Genomic DNA, 21,074 nt, shown 5'->3' with positions numbered 1-21,074 from the left:
AGAACTATGCTGTAAAGGCTATGTTGTCAAAGCTATGGCTATGCAGTAAAAAGCTTCGTTGTAAAAGCTAAGCTATCAAAGTGATGCTTTAAAACGCGTTTACAGCGAAGATAATAAACGGTATTATGTACCGTTTATTATCTTCGCTGTCTGTATTGGAATGAAAAAATCTAGAGGTTTCTCCTTGATAGAGCTGGTGATTATTATCGTCACCCTAAGCTTAGTTGCCGTTATCGCTATACCTCGCTTGATCAGTTTGACCAGTGCAGCCAAAACAAGTGCGCTTGAGAGTTTCGGCGCAACGTTAAGTTCAGCAAGCCGGTTGACCTACCACCAAGCCGTTATCGAAGATAAAGATAATCTTGACTCGTCCATTGACCCCGAAGTCAGCGGAATCAAAATACACTACGGTTTCCCTATCGCCCACGCTGCTGGAATTGGTACCTCAGTGCATGGTATTGGCTCCGACTTCTTTGAACTCTCTTCTCATATCGAATCCATAGACAACGAGGTGATTGTCTATGGATTTGCCAGTGACGACCCTCAAGATAAATGCGTGGTGGTCTATAAGACCAATGGCAAAAATCCTCCCACGATTCGGACACCCGACGAAACAGATTGCTCGTGATTGGTCGTCATCATTGACGACCAATCCCGTTACTCAGAATCGTTGGTTTCTGTAGCACTGGTTTCTTCTCTAGCTAAGCTCCAGTCCCCACCCAACGCTTTATGTAAGCCGATGGTTACTTGAGCGGTTTGCAGGCGAGCCACGATCTGTCTGTCTTCCATCATGCGCTTTTGACGCTGTGCATCAAGCACAGAAACATGGTCAATCAGTCCAGCCTGATAAAGGGACTCCGCTTTACCCAACGCTTTTTCTGCAGAAGCTAGCGCACGATTCAATCGCTGTTGGTTTTCTTGACTCTTACCATAGGTAAACAACAAGCTATCGACCTCGGTAAATGCCGAGTCAACCGCGTGTTGATAGCTCAGTAGCGCACTATCAAATCGAGCTTGATTGATATCAACCGCAGCTTTACCTCTGCCGCCGTCAAACACATTCCAACTCACTCCGACGGATCCAACCCAACCAAATGAATCGCTGGAAAACAGATCATCAAAGCTTCCTGCCGATAACCCCGGCGCACCCGTTAAGAAAAACTTGGGATAGCGGTTGGCAACGCTTGCCGCTAGCTCTTCATTCACCGCGGCCATTTCCCGTTCTGCCATACGAATATCGGGGCGACGCTGCAAAAGATCCGACGGCAATCCCACCGGTATAACGCCTGTCAGCTCTGGCAATGGCTGAGCATTTGCCACTCGGATATCGATTTGCGTTAACGGTTCACCCAATAACATCGACAAACGTTGCTTATGGACTTGCTGAGCAATTTCTAACTGTGGCAACAACGATTCTGTCGCAGCCAGCATGCTCTCAGCTTGGGCGATATCAAGATCAGAACCATAGCCAGCTCGAACCACCTTACGCACCAAATCTAGAGTCTTCTGTTGATCCGCCACATTCGCTTCCAATAGCTGATAGCGCTGCTGAGCGCCGCGCAACTGCAGATAGTTATGCACTAAATCAGCGGTGATTAACGTGGTTAAGCCACTTTGATAAATCTGCGCTTGCTCTACTCGAATCTCAGCTGCATTCGACTGGCGGTCAATTCGCCCAAACAGATCTAACTCCCAAGCAATGGACGCAGCGACAAAGCCGCCATCGTGCTGATTATCTAACAGAGTCATGCCTGATACTGAATCCGGTAAACCGGAGACTGAACTCCCCAGCGGATTCAATGCCGGACCGAGCAACGAGTCATTTTTACTCAACTGATAGTTTACATAGCCTGCACCAACACTGATGCTTGGTACTTTGAATGACTCAACCACCGTACGATAGCTATTCGCCATCTTAATACGCTGCGCCGCCAGTTTGAGCGGGATATTCTGTTGCTGTGCATCCGCGACCAACTGGTTTAGGGTTTCATCATGAAATTCATGCCACCAGTAATCCTGCTTAATCGCGTTATCAGTGGTTGAGTACAGATAAGCCTCTGCCATTGGGACACTGGGGGCTTGATAATCGGGTCCAACCGCACACCCGGTGAGCAGCAATGAACCCACGAATAAAGCGATAGGTTTAACTCGTGATAGCGAGTAATTAATGTTCATAGCATACTACCTTTAGATTGAACTCTGTGAGGGCGCCAACGTTGAGGTTTTATCCTTCGCTAACTCCGGTTGATCTTTGTATGACAAGCGATACATCGCAGGCATGATGAAAAGAGACAACACCGTCGCAGCCGCCAAGCCGCCGATAATGGTTGCCGCCATCTGGTCAAACAGACGATCACTTAACAGCGGGATCATACCTAGAGCTGTGGTTAACGCGCCCATTGAAATCGCCATCGTACGATTAATCGTCGCCGCTTTGATCGCCTCATCTAACGCTTTACCTTGCGCTCGCTCAAGCTCAATTTGATCCATCAGTACGATGCCATTTTTGATGATCATACCCATTAACGTAATTGCACCAATCAACGCCATAAAACCAAATGGTTTACTAAAGCCAATCAAAGCAAATGTGGCTCCGGTCGCGGCTAATGGGATGGTCGATAGAATGATCGCAGGCTGTTTAAATCCGTTAAACATCGCCACAATGATAATCACCATAATGATCATCGCCTTCGGAAGTTGCTTGATAATATCGACGACGGCTTTGTTTTCGTCGTAATATTCGCCGCCCCACTCCATGCTGTAACCTGGAGGAAGAGGAATCGCTTCTATTTGTTGTTTCATCGCATTACGGACAATCGCAGGGGTTGAATCTCGCGCGACACTGGCTTGTGCTGTAATAGTTTTAACGCGATCACGACGCCATATCATGCTCTCTTCGGGTTTAAGATCAACGCCATCCATAACCTGACCAAGAGGCACACTGTGCAAACCCAACAAAGAACGTACTGGCAATGTCTCTAGCGACGATAAGGTCGGATTAGAGCCACGGATCTGAATCGGAATCAATTCCTCGTTAAGATTCATTTGACCAATCGGCATGCCTTCTGAAGAGCGCTTTAATGCAAACGCAATATCGGTACGATTAATTCCCGCACGGCGTGCTTTGTTCTGATCGATAATTGGCGTCATGACTAAGCTAGGTTGGCGCCAGTCATCACGGACATACTTAGCATCGGGATGGGTTGCCATGATCGCTTTCGCTTGATCGGCAAGTTGATGCAGCACCTGAGTATCTGGACCGGAAAAACGCGCTTCTACGGCAAACTTATCTTTGGTCGCCAATTTTAACGCTCTAAAACGTGGTTCAGCATCTGGGAACTGCTCAGCAGCCCATTGATCACCGCGTTCGACTAAACCATTAATGGCATCATAATCATGCACGTTGATCAGAATTTGCCCATACGCAGAGTCTAAAGGCTCTGGCTCAACCGTCACGGAAAAGCGTGGGATACTCGCCCCAACCATTGAAGAGACATCGATCACTTCTGGCTGCTCTAACAACCACTGCTCAACACGCTTCATATCGGCTGATGTTTGCTCGATTTTAGCGCCATTCGGTAACCAGTAATCAAAGAAAACCAAAGGTCTATCCGACTGAGGCATAAAGTTGACCGCAACATACGGAACAGCAACGCCAGTAGCCACAATCAGTGGTATCAGCGCCAGCAAGGCTTTAGCCGGTTTAGCGACCGTCCAGCCAACCAGACGATGATAAAAATTGGTTTTTGTCGCTTGTCCCTGTGCTTTTGGCTTCAGTAGCATCCAACACATTAAGGTGGTAAACGTCACCGCAACAAACCAAGACAGCAATAGTGAAGAGGCCAGAATATAGAACATCGAACTAGAAAACTCAGCCGCATCGGTTTTAGAGAACAGCACTGGGCTCGCCCCCATTATCGCAATGATAGTCGCGCCTAATAGTGGCAATGCCGTTTCTTTGACCGACTCAAGTGCGGCCTGGGTTCTTTCAATACCTTTGTTGAGCTTCACCATAATCATATCGGTGATCACAATGGCATTATCCACCAACATACCCAGCGCTAGGATAAACGTACCCAAAGAGACTCGGTGCAAGTCAATGCTGGCAATGTTCATGTAGATCAGGGTTAACAATATGGTCAATAGCAGACTGGCACCAACGATAGTGGCACTCTTGAGCCCCATAAAGACCAACAGCACGATGAATACAATCGCCACACTTTCTAATAAATTGCCAACGAAGTTATCGATAGACTTTTGAACTTCTTCTGGTTGATAGGCAACCGTTGCGATCTTAACGCCCATCGGCAATTCAGCCTGATAGTCGTTGATGATGGCTTTAATGCTGCCACCTAAGCTGACCACATTAATACCACTGACAGGACTCACCGCCAGCGTGACAGCCGCCTCACCGTTGTAACGATTTTCGGTCAAAACGGGGGTTTGATAACCCATACGCACATCGGCGATATCACCCAAGCGCACCAAGCCGCCGGAGACGGCCCCAACGCCGCTCTTGATCACGAGGTTTTCAATATCGGCGATCGATTGGAACTCACTGCTTTGATTGACACGAATTCGTTGTGTACCCGCATCAAAACTGCCCGCTTCATAAGTCATATTTTGACTGTTCAGCTGACTCCACAGTTGCGCGCTAGACAGACCGTATTGCATCAGCCTTTCATCACTGATATCGACATAAACCGTGCGAGGCTGCACACCATGAAGCTCAATCTTTTTGATGCCTTCGATGGTCTTAATACGGCGCTGCAACTCCTCAGCATATTGACGTAACTCTTCTGGCTTGGCGTCATCGCCATGGATTGAGAAAAGCATGCCGTAAACTTCAGAAAATTCATCTTGCACAATGCTAATCTGAGCCGTACTCGGCAGTTGAAGTTTAACGTCGCTAACCTTACGTCTTAGCAAGTCCCATTCCTGAGGCAGGTTGGCTGAGTTGAGGCTTTCTTTAAGATCAACAAACACCATAGAGATACCGGGGCGAGTGAGTGAGCGCAACTTATGCAGTTGCCCCATCTCTTGCAACTTTGTCTCGACCGTATCGGTCACTTGTTGTTCCACTTCTTGTGCAGACGCGCCGGGATAAAGGGTCACAACAACCGCGGTTTTGACGGTAAACGTTGGATCTTCCAGCTTACCTAAATCAAAGTAGGAATAAAGACCAGCGATCACGCTCAGTACTGTAAAAAACAGCACAAAGGTTCGCTGACGAATAGCAAATTCGGCGAGTTTTAACATCATACTTCCTTACTGAGCACGAACGATCATCTGTTCAACCATGTCACCGGGTGACAAATAATGTGTACCACTCACAACAATGTGCTCACCGGCTTTCAGATCACCAAAAACACACGCTTGGTAAGCATCAATAAACTCAAGCTCCACCGGAACTTGTTCGATATGTTGATAGCGCACCACATTGATATGCATCGACTGATCGTCACCAGCAATAGCGGAGTAAGGGATGCAATGAGCCGAAACAGGCTGCGCAATATCGGCGGTCAAAGAGACCGACTTTCCAGAAAACAGACGATCGTCCGTTTGTGTGATGCGATAGGTGACTGGGTAGGTTTGTTTAATTAAATGCGGCAGAGGCGCAATTTCAGCTACCGTTGCGTCCAATTTCACGTCAGACTGATACCAAGAGACCGTGCCCGTTTGCCCCATCTCGAAATGGTGAATAAGACTTTCTGGTACATCTACTTCAATTTCAAACTCTTTATTATCTTGTATGGTTGCCACAGCAACACCCGCTAACGTCTGCTCATAGGTATCAAAGTTAACTCGACCTACTACGCCATCATAAGGCGCATAAAGGTGCGTGTACGCCAGCGTATCTTTTGCGCGTTGGATATTTTTTTCAACCACTTTAATTGCCGACTGACTGCGCTCATAGCCACTGATCGCACGATCAAGGTTAACCTGAGCAATCGCATCATCTTGCGCTGCTTGTTGGACTCGTTGTAATTCAGCCTTGGCTAATTTATGCGCCGACTGAGCTTCTAGCATTTTCGCTTCCAGCTCTTGCAGTACAACTTGGTAATCGTGATCGTCTAGTTGAGCAATGAGCTGACCTTTGACAACGCTGTCTCCCGCTTTGACGGCGATATTGTTGATGGTTCCGGGCACACGAAAAGATAAATCGACTTTTTCATGCGGCTTGACCACGCCACTGAAGTGTTTTTGAGAGGTAGCAGCAAGATCGCCTAGTTGAATGACTTGAACCTTAGTCTGAGAGACAGGGGCAGATTCCATCTCTGCGGTCTGTTGATTACAACCACTGAGTGAGACAATCACACCCATGGTCAGCGTGGTTTTATACCAGAATTTGTTCATATAAATAGCTCCATTAAGTTAGCGCTATTCTACTAATGAACAGTGTTCAAATAATCAACCACCCATATGACTGACTGTCACATTTTTTGAGACAATTAGATCAATTTAGGCACTTCTTGTAATAAAAATTGAATCAACTCACGACTGGCTTGGTTGAGTGTTTTGGGCTGAGGATAGAGCAGATAGCCCTGTTCTGCTATGGGAAGTTCATGTTCCAATATAGAGACGAGGGAACCAGTTTGTAATTCGCTACTCACTAATACCTTAGGTAAAAAAGCAATCCCCAAGCCCGATTTCGCCGCATCTTTAAGAAAGGCAATACTGTTGGACTCAAGTCGACTGTTGACCTTCACGGTCTGTCCTGAAAAATGCCATTTAACCTCAAGATCTCCCGATGGCCAGCGATAGCACAGCGCTTGATGTTGAGCTAATTCATCAACGGTAAAGGGGGTTCCATTTTTTTGCAGATAGCTTTGGCTTGCCACAACACAGCGGTCGAGAGCGAGTATTTTTCTGGCTACTAGCTCGGAAGAATCAACCAGTTCACCCCCATGAAAAGCAATATCCAACCCCTGCTGATACATGTCAGTAAAGCCGTTTTGTATCACTCGAAGATCGAGTTCAACGTCAGGATACTGTTGTAAAAATTGAAACAGAATAGGCTGCAATTTTTCGTTGGTTTCCGACAAGATACCCAGTTTCACCTTGCCTTTCATGGCGCAAGAACTTTGAGTGATCTCTTCGTTGGCACTATCAAATAGCTCGATAACTTGCAGCAGCTTATGGTAATAGATTTCACCTTGATTGGTGAGTGAGATCTTTCTGGTCGTGCGATGAAATAAGGGCGTGCCGACTTGCTGTTCTAACTCACTAATACGTCGGCTGACATTGGCTCGTGGTAAGTCCAACGACGTTGCGGCGGCGGTAAAGCTGCCAAGCTCGACTACCTTAACAAAGAGTCTTAAGTCTGCAATTTTCACTGTTCACACTCCCTAAGTGAGTCAACTGAATTTCATCAAACTAAAAATAGCAAAAAGCCCACTGAAAAATCAGTGGGCTTTTATCATTATGCTATAACCGAGTGATTATAGGAAGTAACGTACGCCAGCAAGCCATGCATTGTCACGGTTGCCTTTGTAAGTGCCTTCGCCACGTAGGTCAAATTGGTAACCTGCGTAAGTGCGTAGTTTTGGAGATAGGTCGTACTCAGCTTGGATCGCCGTGGTTTCAGTCACAGTTAGATCGTCTTTAGAGTCTTCTACTTTCTCGTAGTTTACGCTTAGGTTTAGGCTGTTCGCTAGGCTATAAGCCACTAAAGCTTCGTAAGCGCGAGTCTCTTCTAGAAGATCTTCATTGCCGTTCTTGCCGTTGTTCATATAGTCGTTCATTGCGTATACACCTGCGATGTATAGACCGTTACCGTATGAACCGTAGCTTGCAGAGAATACGTTAGATTGCGCTGTCTCAGTATTACCAGAAACTGTGATGTCACCACCAACGTATGCGTAGTTGATGCCGAAGCCAGCCACAGCGTAGCCAAGAGCTACTTGGTAACGGTCGTCAACTTTAACGTTATCAGTGTCACCTAGAGTATCCGTCTTGCTACCTTGCCAACCAACAGCAACGTTTAGGTCGCCGTTGTTGCCGAAGCTAACAGCGTTTGAGTAAGAAAGCATTTTGTCTGCACGACCAGTACCTAGCGCACCGTGGTTGTCATAGATAAAGTCGTTCGCGAATGCGATTGGCATATCTGCAACGCCTGCTGCGTTGTAGTAAGGTGCCCACTGCGTACCCGCAACAGCGCGACCAAACTCAGCGTGAGTAAGACCGATATAACCAAGACGAGTAGAGAACGTCTCTTCGCCACCGTCTAGGTAGTTTAGTGCCCACTCTGCTTTAGCGTCAGCAGTGAAACCGTTACCTAGGTCTTGAGTTGCTTCGATATTGATACGTGGAGAAGTCGCTTGCACTTCAGTATCTGATTCTTCTGAACCACCAACGCCCACAGAAACGTGACCGCCAAGAGAAAGAGTTGAACCATCGTTGTTGTATAGCTCAACCGCTTGTACCGATGTACCGAATGCAGCGGCTGCCACTGCTAGTGCAATAAATTTCTTATTCATTGTAACTTCCATTAGTAAAGTTAATTCACCACAAGGTCGTGGAGTATTGGGTTCCGCGCTACCGAGAAGTGTCTTCGCCCACTAACAAGTCCAAAAAACTAAAAGTGAACGTCGCACCATCGAGTCCCTGTAACGTCGGGTTAACACGATGGAGTCACTCTACCTTTAAAGTTCAACAAACTGTCATAAAACCTACTAAAACATTAAAAACAGTGTTTTCTAAATATATAAATCTCATATTTACAAACACTTAGACAAAAAACCTAAATTTCTAAATCAATATAAAAAGCATAAAAATGCAGATTTAATGATGATTTCTTTGATTTATTGAACAATTCATTCCCTTCACTGGTGACACTTATCACGATTACGGAACTAAATTGATTGAAATTCAGCCAGTTAAATAATCTTCTTTATATTAAAAGCAACGCCAAGTGTAACAAGAGGTTTACAGAGCACCCGTTCTCTCGTGTTTTGTTGAACATTTTAGATTTCTAACGCTTCAAGCTTGCCACTACATGAATTTGCCTAAGGTCCGTTATCGGCGCGACCGCGCTGCCCATCAAAATAACAATGTGACGCCCATCACATAACGGGCAGTTGTATTGAACTTTCTCTCAGATGTAAGACAAGGGTGCAGATCTGCGACTACGCTTTGACTTGAGTCATCCATGTAAAAGTGGTCTTGGTGATCTCGCAGTGGACTCTAAAACCAAGGAATAAATTATGAAAATGACAGCGATCGCTACGGCGATGACGACTCTAATCACAGGCTCTGCTTTAGCAGCAGAAGTGTATAACTCAGACGGGACTTCCCTTGCTGTTGGTGGCCGAGCAGAATTTCGTGGCGATTTTGCGGGCAAAGATAGCGGTGAAGAGCTAGATGGAACGATGAACAACAAATCACGTTTCCGTCTCAATGCCGATATGAACACCAGCATCACCAGTGATTTAGATGGCTTTGCCTTTTACGAAGCAGAGCAAACCGTCAATTCATCCAGTGGTAACGATTCAAACACTGACTTTAAACAGCGCTACATGTACGTGGGTTTATCCACTAATGGCAACAGCGTTTCCTTTGGTCGTCAGGATACCGCAGTCGTGCAGATCTCTCAGATGTCGGATATCTCGACCTATTCGGGGGATCAAAAGGCATTTATTGACGCGGGTAACGAGCAGATTAACAACACCTTCCTATATACCGGCGAATTCATGGACAGTCTTACCATAAAAGCGGATTACGTGGCGAGCGATGAAGACAGCGACGATAGCTATGGTATTTCGGGTGTTTATGTCACTCCCATTGGTTTAGGTGTTGGCTTGGGTTACGCGGCAGGTGAAGTTAATGGCAGTGGAGACACTGACCAGTTTATCGCCGGTCTAAACTACACATGGGAAGACCTATACTTAGCGGGAACCTACACGACGGGCTCGGCGGATGACGATGCTAACCTAGATTTTGAAGGTTACGAATTTGCCGCAAGCTATAGCTTTGCTTCTCACCTGACGGCGATTTTAGTTTATGGTAAGCAAGAAATCGATGACGAGGATTTTGGTAAGCGCATCAACAAAAACGATTATGTTGAACTGACGGGCGTCTACAAGTTCAACCGCTCACTTCGAGCTTATTTGAGTTATAAAATGAATATGCTTGAGGCTGATGACTGGAGTTACGATGGTACAACCTTATCTGATTACGATGCCGATGATTCTGTGCGTTTAGGTTTACGTTACGACTTCTAATGTTCCCAGCTAATAGAAACGACGCAAAGCTTCACCCAAAGTGGTGAAGCTTTTTTATGAAACTTTAGCTTTTAGCGTTTGCCAATCAGCTAATCAGCTGAGTAATCAAGCAACTAAGCAATCCTGCCCGCCGCCTTTATTTTAATATGGACCTGATTACCTTGGAGGTAACTAAGCGGGATCTCGGTACGCTCAATAACGGAGACTGTATTGGGACACGCGCCAGCTTCAATAGCTAAGTCAATTGCCTCTTGTTGCAACTCGCACATAATCGCCACTCGCTGACTGGCAGGAATTTCAACGATTTTATCCAACTGCCCTGAGATCTCCCCCAGCGCCACCCCGATGGCATTCGCTACCTCAAAGTGACCAGGACGAATCACCTCACTCACCCCCTCGAACAACTCCGGCATTAACGCACTACCGCCGCCGACTAAGATCAACGGAACTTTGTTAGCAGAGGTTTTCATTTTGTCGATTCCCTCTTCCACTACCGATACCATCTGTTGGTAAACCATCGCTGCGGTTTCCGGCGCTATCTCAATCGGAGTCAATAAATGTTCGTCCCCCCATTGCATCATGCCAGTTGATAATGCGATATCGGTGAGCGTTAAGGTGTCTCCAGCAAAGCTTTGTGAGTGTTCTAACAATCGATGCCCAAGACTTTCTGGTCCCAGTACTGCGCCCGTTTCGGAGAGTTTCACTATCGTTCCGCCACCAATCGCCAACGCTAAAATATCGGGCATCCTAAAGTTAGTTCTGACCTGTCCTAATTCCACTGCAACACTGGATTCTCGCGGGTAGCCATGTACTAGCGCACCAATGTCCGATGTTGTCCCACCGACATCAACCACGATGGCATCTTTAAGCTGAGTAAGATGACTGGCACCTCGGATCGAGTTTGTCGGTCCGCAAGCCACCGTCAAAATAGGGTATTTCAAAGCATGCTGCTGTGACATTAGCGTGCCGTCGTTTTGACCAAAGTAGGGCGTCGCTTGTATGCGATGTTTTTCTAATGCATGAACAAACCCTTGGACAAATCGGCGCGCAGTCCCTTGCAGGGCGGCGTTCAGGATGGTGGCATTTTCACGCTCCAACACGCCTAAACTGCCCACTTTATGCGACAAAGAGAGATGCACATCGGGAAGCTCTTGTTGCACCCAATCAGCGACTTGTAACTCTTGATCTGGATTGACCGGAGAAAATACACCGCAGATCGCAATCGAGTCCACATGACCTGCCATAGAGCGGCACAGTTGTCTTATTTCCTCTTCTTTAACTTCAGCAATCGGTTGACCATTGTATTCATAGCCACCGTGCGCTTGATAAAAGTGTTCACCCAGTTGCTGTTGCCACTCTTTGTCCCAACCACACAGCGGTGGAACAGCACTGCCACTAGGAAGCGCTAAACGGATCATGCCACAACGATCCAAGCCTCGTCTTTCTACAATGGCATTGGTACATTGCGTCGTTCCAAGCATGGCATATTGGATTTGTTCGCCTTTGGCATCGGACTGCAACAATAACGCCTCAATGACCCGATCAATGCCGCTGACGATGTCTTCGCTGGTCGGGACTTTGGCTTTAGCAACCACTTCCAGCGATTGGTCAAGAAGCACACCATCGGTATTGGTTCCACCAACATCAATGCCTAAACGATAAATTGCTTGCTCCAAACTAGACTCCTTGCACACTGTCAACCGTTACCAATTTCTCAATGGCAACAAACTCCACCGGATAACCAAAGTATCCCGGTCCCGCCACTTCGATCCCTTTCGGAGTGCGCCATTTTTGGTCGCAAGGATAGGCAATGACATCCACACGTTGACCATAGCGAAGCTGCTCCGTGGTAATAGGATGACCCGTTTCATGGTCCAAAATAGAGATCAGATCCGGCGTCGCTGCCAATAATGACGCTTGACTCATGTCACTGGCGAGTTCACCGCAATGGGCGACTAACAGTTCATTCTGAAAATGGACAAAAATAGAATCCGGCTGCTGATGAGTAGACGTATTGAGCTTATCAATACGCAACCCGCCAGTCACAAACCCGCCGCTGGTATTTCGGTCTATATCCATGATCTTGCCACTGATCAGACGATGACCAGCCACAATGTCCATCACCGCCTCAACCGCATTCGCGCCAGTTTCATTCGCTTGACGAATCGCGGCACCAATTTGCATCGCTTTGGTTAAGGTTGCTGGCAATGCACTGCGCTTGAGATTAATCCCTTTCATCGGATAATCACACATTGCTGCGGAACCGCCCATCTGCTCAGTAATCGGTCTCGCAAAGCGCTCTGACCAAACCCCATCAATGGGATGCAGCACCACCACATTGCCCTTTTCATCGGCAAGTGTGTTGGGAGCCGACGGTAAATCGTCGAGAAAGAACGTCACCATTTGCGATTCAGGAAACGCCCGCCCCATTGCGTCACAATCAACCACCGGAATACCTTTTTGTGCGGCAACCAGAATGGGGATAAGGGAGTTAAAGCCACCGACCTCAATCGGAAATGTTGCTTGGATCTGCTCATTCAGCGTCTGTTCCATCGCCTCAAATGCCACCAGCATCTGAGATTGAGAGTTGATCTTTTCTATCGCTACCGTTGGAGCGCCAATCATAGAAGACGGCACCGTCAACCAATCATCTTCTACCTGCTCAAGCGCAAGCAACTCAACGGGTTTTGTAGCGTTATTAATGGCGGCTTTTGCCATTAATGCCCCACTGTAAGGGTCGCCTCCGCCACCCGTTCCCAGTACCGTCGCACCTAACGCGATATCATCAATCATCTGCTCATTAATAATCACTCACGGCATCCTCTGCTGAAACAAACCATTTACTTAGTGCGTAATAAACCACGAGTGAAACTAAAATCCCATCCACTGCCGAGATTGAAGTCAACGTAAATAACCCAAAGAACTCAGCAGCAGTACATGCACTCACGAGTGAACCCATCGCCCAAGCAATCAGACCCCTTGCGATCCATTTTGGCGTACGCATGATCTGCTGATAATCAAGCGCTTCTTTATCAAGTAAATAGTATTGAGCGAGATAGACGCCCGCAGAAGGCGCAATGGAGACACCAAGCAAGGTCAAGAAAGCGGTAAACATATCCAACATGCCGAACTGGGCAATAAAGATACCGACAATCGTCATCAGTACCACAAGCAGTGGGCGTGATACGTTGGGTAATACCACCGCCATTCCAAGTGCACCTGACACAAGGTTGCTACTGTTGGTGGTCCATTGGGCGAATACCAACACAATGATGGCGGCCATTCCCATGCCGATGCCAAAAAAGATATCGACCAAATTGTCGCTACCAGTCATTTGAGTCAGTAATAATGCAACGACAATGATGGCACTATTACCAAATAGGAAACCAAAGCCCGCTCCCAGTATGGCGTCCTTACGCGTTTTCGCGTAACGAGCAATGTCTGGCGCGGCGACTGCTGCCAATATCCAGATAGACATGACATAAGAAATGGCTTCACCCATCGGTAAGGTTTCGGTCAACACTCGGCTTTCGCTAGATTGCGCTCCAGCAGCCATAAATAGACCGACAGTAATCAAAGTCACCATTAAAGGCACCGAATAGGTACTTAATTTGCCTAACGCTCGTACCCCAAAGATAGCCGTGACCATCATTAATAATGCGCCACCGATCAAAGCCGATAAATGGGACACTTCAACACCATAATTGGCTAAAGCATCAACGAGAATATAAGCAAAGAAATCCGCCTGAAACGCAAACCAACCGACCAAAGAGATGCCGTTAATCGCGCCAAGTATCTTGCCGCCATAACGACCAAACACAGAACTACTCATCAAGGGCGTAGAAACTCCTGATTGAAAGCCGATGTTGGCACACAACATCGCCAAGACAGCCAATATCGCAGACCCTGCAAATGTCGCGAACAATGCGTCTTCAATGGGTAATCCACTGCTAAGAAATGAGCCGAGAAATAGCCCGGAGATATCGATCCCTATCGCTAGCCAAATAAGACTAATCACATACCAAGAGCGCTTGGCTGAATCGGGAACGGGTTGGAGTTCAAAATCATCCATTTTTTGTTGCGTATTAGTTGCCATCCTTGCACCTACTATCTTTCCATATTGTGAATAATTCAAACTAGCAGCTTGTTATATTCAGATAAATACATAATATTGGATGCTAACATTTGAATTTACCTATGTATCACTATGCCACTTTCTATCGATAAACTCGACAAACGCGATTTAAGACGACTGGAATTGTTCTGCCAAATTGTTGAGCAGGAAGGCATTAGTAATGCGACTGTAAGTACGGGGCTGAGTCAGCCTGTGCTCAGTAACCAGTTGAGTGAATTAGAAAAAAGCTTAGGCGTTAAGCTGTGCCAAAGGGGGCGAAGTGGTTTTTTACTGACTGAAGCAGGTGAAACCGTATTTAATTATGCCAACGAATTACAACAATTAATGAGCGAATACGCGGTTAAGTTGAAAGGCGTTCAACACACACTGACCGGCTTAGTTCGTATCGGCATACTGGACAACACCATCACATTGCCCAACAACCCACTTCCCAAAGCAATCGAAAAATTTTATCAACTCAGTGATAAAGTTGAGATACATATCGAGGTCGGTGATTACACCCAGTTGTATGAAAAGCTCGTCAATCGGCAACTTGATATGATGATTGTGGTGGAAACTGAGCATCAATCCCATAACTTTACTCAGGTCATCCCCCTGTTTGAAGAAAAAAGCTACCTCTATGCTCGAGAAGATGTAGCAAATAAGCTTAAAAAACTGAATTGGTCGCTAGAAAAGCAACGCATAAATATTGGCGGATATTCTGCTGAACTAATGCACCAACTGCTCGACGTTAAGCAATATCAGAGTATAAAACTGATAGATGGATGGAATGTTGAATCTGGCGTTTTACTCACCATGGCGGGAACACACCTTAGCTTTTTACCAGAACATTTAATTAATAATAATCTTTTATCCCCCACCCTTACCGCGGTTAACCCCAAAAAGTGGCACTTTAGCAGCCAGTTCTGCTTAGTTACAAAAAATAGCAAAAAAAGCGCGTCTGCGGTTCATTGTGCCTTTATGGACTGTTTGCTTAGTTCTATACCCAAGTTACCTCAAGATGCGAGGTTCAGCGAGACTTGCTTGGTTTGTGGACAAGGCGACGACTTGAAGATTTAGTGGTTCTAAATAGAGAGTCGTTAACGCCGACCACGAGCCAAGCAAACTCGCCCGAAGGGAGGACCTAGATGACTTTATCTCGGCGTCAAATATGCTTGAAAGGATTCACCATTCCTTCACATCTTTTCCTTGATATAAAGTCATCTAGGACCTCTGAACTCTGCATCTTGAGGTAACTTGGGTATATATAGCTTACTCCTTGTTTTAAATCAGCAAGAGCTCACCAATTCATCAAGTTGCATAAAAAACTACCGATAGAAACCTCAATGAAATCAAAATGTAATTTAAGTCGCATTTCTCTGTCATATATAAATTTTACCTTACTCACAGCCCAAGAGACATGAAGTCAATTTTTATATTAAAGGTAAATTAAAATGAAAAAAGCAGTTTTAGCGAGTGTGGTAGCAGCGGTAATGTCTGGTTCAGTGATGGCAGCTGAAATTTACAACAGCGACGGCACTAGCCTTAAAATCGGTGGTCGTGCAGAAGCGCGTTTTAACGTTTCTGACAATAACGAAGTTGATGGCAACAGCTCTTTTGAAGATAAGTCACGTGCTCGTCTTAACATTAAGGGTAAGACCAAAGTTTCTGATGAACTATACGGTTTTGGTAAATACGAAGCTGAATTTGACGGCAAAAGCGACCTAACTAACCGTTACTTCTTCGCAGGTATCGGCACTAACTTCGGTGAGTTCTCATACGGTAAGCAAGATTCAGCTCAGGTAATGCTTACTGACTTTACTGATACCATGGCAACCTTTGGCGCGGCTTCAGATGATGCGATTGGCGATGCGATTGCCGGTGGTAAAGATAAGCGTACTAACAACTTCCTATATTCTGGTGAGTTTAACAACCTAACTATCCAAGCAAACTACCTAGCTAACGATGAAAAAGACACAGATAGCTATGGTATCGCGGCTATGTACAGCTTCGGTTCGTTCGACCTTGGTGCGGGTTATGTATACCAAGACATCGATGCTGACACTGATGCAAACCTATTTAATATCGCTGGTCAATTCAAACTTGATGCATTCACTCTTGGTGCGCTTGTTCAGCTCGCTTCTGGTGACGACGACGATGTGACCGCTTACGAACTATCGGCACAATATAAGCCAATGAAACAGCTGACTCTAGTGGCGGTTTATAACTACGCAGAGCTTGACCCAAGCAGCGGTAGCAAAGAAGATGTTGTTGACGAAATCGCTATCGAAGCCGTGTATAAGTTTAACAGCCACATCCGTACTTATGCAGGTTACAAGTTCCAGCAAATTGACGACTCTGATGATGAGCTACAAGCTGGTATCCGCTACGACTTCTAATTTGGTCTAGCCAAACGAATTTATTTCATAAAGTCCAATAAGATAAAGGTCGAATGTTAAGCATTCGACCTTTCACTTTTTTTGGGCAACTGCACCAATAAAAAACAATTCTCATGCTGTTCCTTAAAACCTTAAATGCGTATAAAGCCTTTATTTATCAGCTTTGTAGAGCGTTAACTCTTTTATTAAAAACTGGCACGGGTAATGCAATAGTTACTATGACAAATGCTGGCAGCATTTGCACTGAAAGGTCCTTGAGTTAATGAAGAACTGTTTTTTATAGAGGGAAAAAACCGTTTGTCATTATACACCCGATGGGGCTGAATAAGTGGTCACTATATTTGCCTCCCTTCCGTGAGGGAGGCCTTTTTTTTCCGATAACCTCTATATTCATAACACCGCTTAACACTGCCTTACTCTCACTTCACCTCAGTAAAGTAACAAGAAATCTGACTTTAATTTTCCTACAATGAAAGAATTCGTGGTATCAAACGTTCTCTATAGCTATACCCAAAGAGATTAAAGACTGAGGTGAGTATGACACAGCCGATTAAAATTACCCTTTACCGTTGGGCAGGCAGTTGGGGACCTTTTAAAGTGACCATTCCTTGTGGCGAATGCACGCTAACAAAAGATATTCTCCAAGACACCTTTGATACCGAACTCGACGGTATTCCCATTGAGCTTGAGGTGAAAGATTGGCTTTCCCATTGGTGGGAACCGCTTAAAGTTGGGGCGTGGCATGCGCCGATCGTGATGGTCGAAGGGAAGGTAGTGAGTCAAGGAGAAGCGTTAAACCGTGGAGTGCTGGTGCAGTCTGTGATTGAAAAATGGACTGAACGTGACCAGCTTAGAGGCAACATTGTTTTTGGTAAAGCAACCTGCCCTTACTGTGTTAAAGCAAAACAATTACTGGATGAAGCAGGTATCGCTTACCAGTACCATGATGTTGTTAAAGAGAGTGGCGCACTTTATCGAATGATACCGGAAGTTAAAGCCCATGTCGGTCAAAAAACACCCGTTACTGTGCCTCAGATCTGGCTTGATGGTGAATACATTGGGGGAGCGGACAACCTAGAGAAATGGCTCGCAGCAAGGACGGATAAAAACCCACCCGACAACATTTATGAATTTGGTTAAATTTAACCCGTTGTTAAAAAACCACAGATATAAAAAAATCCGCACTAAGCGGATTTTTTTATGAAATTCTATTACTTCATCTTTTTGATCATGCGTTGAACAAAAGATTTTTTCTTAGGCTGTGGTTTACGGTTGTCTAGTTCATTAAACATCTGTTTAGCAAGCATTTGGCCTAGATATGCAGCACCGAAATCGTAGTTCATAAGATTATCTCCTACTGTATGGGTGTAATGTAATTATTTTTCAATCTGTGTTAATCATAGCCGAAAACGAGACAAAAACAAGACTTGAGTCACATTAATTTGTATTAAAATTTCATCAACTGAGAATAACCGTGTTTTTGGTCACAACAAAAGCTCACCATAAAGTAATTAAATAACACACCAGCATAGAAGCGAATTTCGCTCTGTGATGAGATGTTATCATTTAAAATCAGATGGTTATTTTTATAATCAGGTAAATATGCGCAGCAAGGCTTGAGTAGCACTAGCAAGTTAAATCGCGTCTATGAGTGGTAAATCTTGCAGTAGGGCATTTTGTGATTAGCCAGTTTTTGTGATTTAGCCAGCTAAAGAAGAGCACTGACTAGGAAATCAATCGTGGTGGAGATAGAGAAAGTAATGGACTAGAACCCTTCCTTTTTGTCTCGCTTATCCTTGTAAAGCGATTCGTCTGCGCGCTTGATCGCCATCTCTAATGACTCATGTTCACGTATCTGGCTAACACCAAAACTAATGTCGACTCGGATAGACTCGCTGCCAAAAGACTGTGCGCCAACTTGGCGAGCTAATTTCTGAGCTAGGCGTCGAGCGGTAACACTGGTACAACCCGGCAGCAAGACTAAAAATTCATCGCCCCCATTGCGAATGAGGTAGTCGCTTTCTCTAAAGCAGGATCTCATCGTGTCTGCAATATAGACAATCGCCTCATCACCAGCATGGTGTCCAAACGTATCGTTAATCACTTTGAGCCCATCACCATCGATTGCGATAATCGCCAAGCCTTTCTTTTCAATCGCATATTTCAGGCTCGCATCACGCAAAATTGCTCGGTTATATAAACCTGTCAGCTCATCTTTACTGATTGCAATCTCAGCCTCAAGGAGCTTTTCACGCTTTGACTGTAACTCCTCAAATTTGGAGATGATAAAGTAGCCACCCATGACCATAAGACAGAAAATCCACATTGTCTTGGTCACGACACTGCCATAGGGAATACGGTAGCGAAGCTCAAAGTCTTCGTCGATCTTATAAGGTTGACTGTAGGCGATATTGTTTAAAAAGTATCTTGGCTCCTCAATGATGAGTGCCTCTTTGCCACGTTGAAGCTTTTGCAATCTAAATTGCTTATCAGCCAGAAGCGGATAGCGATCAAGTAAGATATCGATATTGAGATCACCTAACATCTGATTCTGGTAGTAGACTGGCGTAGAAATGGTGATCACTGCCTGTTCATTATTAATAGACTGGCTGTGGGTAATGGAAATTTCACGATGCCCATTCGGCTTTTGAAAAGCAAACCGTTGACAGCCTCCTTTGTCCAAACACATCTTCTGAGCAAAATTCTCAGCACGGCTAATATCGCTGTATTTAAAGGCTCGACTTGTGAAAATCTTCATCCCTTCATAGGAACGGTAATAGAGCATCGTTTTGTCACCGTTCATTAGCGATGGCAAATTGACAAACAGTGGCTGTGATTTTACATAGAGGATTTTTTCACTTTGCGTCAGCAGTGAATCAGGGTGTAAACGATAGGTTTCGCCAAGAGTGTGTGACGGGAGGGTGATCTCTTTATCATAGTTTGCCACGATTTCTGCTTCAAACATGGCGCCAAGCAGATAAAGAGAGGATTTATGCTCTTCTAACGAACTCGTCACAAGGTTGAACTTAGTCACCTCGCTCTTAACTAATTGATCTCGCCACTGATATAGCATGACGCTATAAAGGATCAAAGAGATAATCGCAGCCTTGCTTGCTATGATGACGATTCGTAAAAAAGGTATTTGCATAAATCAATAAATAGGCCAACTTGCCCGATGAACGTACTCTACAACCAATAAAACGACATCAGCAAAGCGCCGTGTCCGCTCAACACTATTTTATAGCGAGTGCAGATATTAGCCACTACCGACAAGATAATCAAATTTATCAATAACTCAATAAATTATACCTAAGTTACTCCGATACTTGAGGTACAGCGAGAATGACTTGCCTGTGGCAGGTAAATTCCCTCAAAAATTATTCGACACTCGATGGCGATGGCTTTGGTTCATTGTCTGTTTTTTCGGCAAGTTTGTGATAATTATTCGTATTTTCAACCCTTTTTGTTTTAACCATACTATCCTTTGCATACAGTAAGTTAGTTTTCAAAACGGACAAAAGGAAAAGGTCATGAATAGAACGCTCGTCGGATTTACACTCGGTGCTTGTTTACTTAGCTCTGCCGCTTTTGCAGGTGAGCATGTTGTCTATGATGTCAACGGAAAAAAATATGAGGGATACTGGTCAAAAGTCAGTGACACCGCGCCGCTTGTACTGCTCATCCACGATTGGGATGGTCTAACTGAGTATGAAGAAAAGCGTGCAGAAATGCTGAATGAACTCGGTTATAACGTCTTTGCTGCTGACCTATTTGGTCAAGATATACGCCCGACTAAGGTTGAAGATAAAAAGCAGCATACTGGCGAGCTTTATAAAGATAGAGCAAAACTGCAAGCGCTTATGGCTGGGAGCCTAGCAGAAGCGGGCAAACTAGGGGGTAACCTAGATAACACGGTGGTGATGGGATATTGCTTTGGTGGCGCGGCGGTACTTGAATCAGCGCGTGCAGGAATGAATGCTCGCGGTTTTGTCACCTTTCATGGCGGTTTAAAAACACCGGAAGGACAAAACTACCAACAAACCAAAGCCCCAATCCTTGTCCTACATGGTACTGCCGATACGGCGATCACCATGCAAGATTTTGCGGGATTAGCGGTAGAACTTGAACAGACTGAATTGGGTCACGAGATGATCACTTATGGTGGAGCACCGCATGCCTTTACTGTGTTCGGCTCTCCTCGCTACAGAGAAGATGCGGATAAAAAGTCATGGGACGCTTTTAAAACCTTCCTTGAAGCGAAAACCATGTAATTCTTCGTTTCAATATCAACGACTCAGAGTAAAACCAGTACAGATATAACCCCATGGGAGTCCAGTT

Annotated in this window: 16 protein-coding genes; 6 read left to right on the top strand and 10 right to left on the bottom strand. The window is 45.3% G+C overall.

Going from position 1 to position 21,074, the window contains the following annotated elements; translation table 11 throughout:
* The first annotated feature begins 160 nt into the window (after window positions 1–160).
* Window positions 161–628: a type II secretion system protein gene (locus L9Q39_RS14725; protein ID WP_237485857.1), complete on the top strand. Its 468-nt coding sequence runs from the start codon at window positions 161–163 to the stop codon at window positions 626–628.
* A gap of 29 nt (window positions 629–657) precedes the next feature.
* Here L9Q39_RS14725 and L9Q39_RS14720 read toward each other — a convergent pair whose 3' ends face one another.
* From L9Q39_RS14720 to L9Q39_RS14700, 5 genes are all read right to left on the bottom strand, one after another.
* Window positions 658–2,175, bottom strand: coding sequence for an efflux transporter outer membrane subunit (locus L9Q39_RS14720; protein ID WP_237485856.1), 1,518 nt, complete (start codon window positions 2,173–2,175; stop codon window positions 658–660).
* 12 nt (window positions 2,176–2,187) lie between these two features.
* Entirely contained in the window at window positions 2,188–5,259 is a 3,072-nt protein-coding gene (locus tag L9Q39_RS14715) for an efflux RND transporter permease subunit (RefSeq protein ID WP_237487035.1), read from the bottom strand.
* A gap of 9 nt (window positions 5,260–5,268) precedes the next feature.
* Window positions 5,269–6,357: an efflux RND transporter periplasmic adaptor subunit gene (locus L9Q39_RS14710; protein ID WP_237485855.1), complete on the bottom strand. Its 1,089-nt coding sequence runs from the start codon at window positions 6,355–6,357 to the stop codon at window positions 5,269–5,271.
* 95 nt (window positions 6,358–6,452) lie between these two features.
* Window positions 6,453–7,337, bottom strand: coding sequence for a LysR family transcriptional regulator (locus L9Q39_RS14705; RefSeq protein WP_237485854.1), 885 nt, complete (start codon window positions 7,335–7,337; stop codon window positions 6,453–6,455).
* 105 nt (window positions 7,338–7,442) lie between these two features.
* On the bottom strand, window positions 7,443–8,480 hold the full coding sequence (locus L9Q39_RS14700; RefSeq protein WP_237485853.1) for a porin: 1,038 nt from the start codon (window positions 8,478–8,480) through the stop codon (window positions 7,443–7,445).
* A gap of 726 nt (window positions 8,481–9,206) precedes the next feature.
* Here L9Q39_RS14700 and L9Q39_RS14695 point away from each other — a divergent pair.
* Window positions 9,207–10,223: a porin gene (locus tag L9Q39_RS14695; protein ID WP_237485852.1), complete on the top strand. Its 1,017-nt coding sequence runs from the start codon at window positions 9,207–9,209 to the stop codon at window positions 10,221–10,223.
* A gap of 113 nt (window positions 10,224–10,336) precedes the next feature.
* Here L9Q39_RS14695 and L9Q39_RS14690 read toward each other — a convergent pair whose 3' ends face one another.
* From L9Q39_RS14690 to L9Q39_RS14680, 3 genes are read right to left on the bottom strand one after another with little or no spacing between them, the layout of a single operon-like run.
* The gene (locus L9Q39_RS14690; protein ID WP_237485851.1) at window positions 10,337–11,899 is read right to left on the bottom strand and encodes a hydantoinase/oxoprolinase family protein; all 1,563 of its coding nucleotides are present in this window, start codon (window positions 11,897–11,899) and stop codon (window positions 10,337–10,339) included.
* Between the two features lies 1 nt (window position 11,900).
* A complete protein-coding gene (locus tag L9Q39_RS14685) occupies window positions 11,901–13,034 on the bottom strand; it encodes an S-methyl thiohydantoin desulfurase family protein (protein WP_237485850.1) in 1,134 nt (377 codons plus the stop codon).
* Window positions 13,024–14,319, bottom strand: coding sequence for a cytosine permease (locus L9Q39_RS14680; RefSeq protein ID WP_237485849.1), 1,296 nt, complete (start codon window positions 14,317–14,319; stop codon window positions 13,024–13,026). Before L9Q39_RS14680 ends, L9Q39_RS14685 begins: the two co-directional genes overlap by 11 nt.
* Window positions 14,320–14,430: 111 nt before the next feature.
* Between L9Q39_RS14680 and L9Q39_RS14675 the strand changes: the two genes are divergently transcribed.
* The 3 genes from L9Q39_RS14675 to L9Q39_RS14665 all read left to right on the top strand — a co-directional run bounded on the left by L9Q39_RS14675 (window position 14,431) and on the right by L9Q39_RS14665 (window position 17,876).
* Window positions 14,431–15,417 (top strand): LysR family transcriptional regulator, encoded by a 987-nt coding sequence (locus L9Q39_RS14675; protein ID WP_237485848.1) that lies wholly within the window; start codon window positions 14,431–14,433, stop codon window positions 15,415–15,417.
* Between the two features lie 374 nt (window positions 15,418–15,791).
* Complete coding sequence (locus tag L9Q39_RS14670; RefSeq protein WP_237485847.1) at window positions 15,792–16,736, top strand: porin; 945 nt, start codon at window positions 15,792–15,794, stop codon at window positions 16,734–16,736.
* A 537-nt stretch (window positions 16,737–17,273) separates the two neighbouring features.
* Window positions 17,274–17,876, top strand: a complete 603-nt coding sequence (locus L9Q39_RS14665) for a glutaredoxin (protein ID WP_237485846.1) — start codon at window positions 17,274–17,276, stop codon at window positions 17,874–17,876.
* A 71-nt stretch (window positions 17,877–17,947) separates the two neighbouring features.
* Here L9Q39_RS14665 and L9Q39_RS20675 read toward each other — a convergent pair whose 3' ends face one another.
* Together L9Q39_RS20675 and L9Q39_RS14660 are read right to left on the bottom strand one after the other, a co-directional pair.
* Window positions 17,948–18,079 carry a hypothetical protein gene (locus tag L9Q39_RS20675; RefSeq protein ID WP_290369164.1) on the bottom strand — a complete coding sequence of 44 codons (132 nt, stop codon included), beginning with the start codon at window positions 18,077–18,079 and terminating at the stop codon, window positions 17,948–17,950.
* A 422-nt stretch (window positions 18,080–18,501) separates the two neighbouring features.
* Complete coding sequence (locus L9Q39_RS14660; RefSeq protein ID WP_237485845.1) at window positions 18,502–19,884, bottom strand: GGDEF domain-containing protein; 1,383 nt, start codon at window positions 19,882–19,884, stop codon at window positions 18,502–18,504.
* Window positions 19,885–20,266: 382 nt separating this feature from the next.
* Here L9Q39_RS14660 and L9Q39_RS14655 point away from each other — a divergent pair, with 382 nt between their 5' ends.
* Window positions 20,267–21,007: a dienelactone hydrolase family protein gene (locus tag L9Q39_RS14655; RefSeq protein WP_237485844.1), complete on the top strand. Its 741-nt coding sequence runs from the start codon at window positions 20,267–20,269 to the stop codon at window positions 21,005–21,007.
* The last annotated feature ends 67 nt before the right edge of the window (window positions 21,008–21,074 follow it).

The sequence above is a fragment of the Vibrio hippocampi genome (genome assembly GCF_921292975.1).
GTDB lineage: Bacteria > Pseudomonadota > Gammaproteobacteria > Enterobacterales > Vibrionaceae > Vibrio > Vibrio hippocampi.
The sequence above is the reverse complement of the archived record's forward strand: the minus strand, read 5'-3'. Positions and strand labels throughout refer to the sequence as shown.